The organism is Ruegeria sp. R8_1, assembly GCF_017743815.1.
Taxonomy (GTDB): Bacteria; Pseudomonadota; Alphaproteobacteria; order Rhodobacterales; family Rhodobacteraceae; genus Ruegeria; species Ruegeria lacuscaerulensis_A.
On sequence record NZ_JAGHRL010000021.1, the window covers coordinates 1 to 1,033 of the forward strand.

Below are 1,033 nucleotides of genomic sequence, written 5' to 3' on the forward strand. Positions count from 1 at the left end.
TTACTGAAGCAGCTTCACGGCCCAGCATGCGTTTTGTACCTGTTAAAACCTCAGAGCAGCAGGCCTGGCAACTTCTGCACCGCTATCGCCAACAAACGGTTGATCAGAGAACTGCACTGGTTAACCAGATCCGGGGTTCACTATTGGAAGAAGGCATTGTGGTTGCCCAAGGTATCGGTAAAGTTCGTGCACAGCTTCCACGCATTCTGGAAGATGCTGAAAATGGACTCCATTCGCTGACTCGTGAGCTGCTGCATGGTTTATCAGAAGAGTTGGTCAGACTTGACAAGCGTATTCAAGAGTATGACCAGAAAATTCAGGAACTGGCTGAGAGCGACGACGTATGTCGACTAATAATGACTATGCCGGGTATCGGAGCCATTACTGCCACAGCATTGAAGGCAGCCATTGGTGATGCGACATATTTTAAATCTGGTCGACACCTTGCTGCATGGATGGGATTAGTTCCAAGACAGCACTCCACGGGCGGTAGGTCAGTCCTGCTGGGCATCAGTAAACGGGGTGATAAATACCTTCGCACATTACTGATACACGGCGCACGTTCGGTACTCCACTGTCTCAAAAATAAGGATGACCGCTGTAAAAAATGGGTTAGTCAGCTTAATGAACGCAGTAATCACAACGTTGCTGCTGTCGGTCTGGCTAATAAAATGGCTCGGATTGTCTGGGTCATCATGACCCGAAATGAAGTTTACAAGGCTGCATAATGAAGTGAAGGCGGCAGCGGCAAAGTAAAGCATAAGCTTAATCAAAGGGGATCCCCCCCGCAGATTGCGATGAGCATGTACAGTTGATGGCAAACAGGTAAAAACTGGCAACCTGAAACCTGATAGGAGACTTGGCCCTTGAGGCCGTCGGACTGATAAGGACAGGTTGCGCGGATACCCATCAGGGCCAGAGGGTTAGACCTCATAAATAGGCCGTATATATGATTGCAGTTACCTTTGTTTGCAAATTAACAAAACAGGCTCTTGCAAAACGGGGCGGACCATATAGGCTCCTAGGGTTCATG

General features: G+C 48.6%; 1 protein-coding gene. It reads left to right on the plus strand.

Annotation, left to right across the window (positions count from 1 at the left end; genetic code table 11):
• Positions 1-728 (plus strand): IS110 family transposase (locus tag J7380_RS20250; RefSeq protein WP_209198714.1); only part of this gene is annotated, 728 nt, incomplete at its 5' end.
• Between the last annotated feature and the right edge of the window lie 305 nt (positions 729-1,033).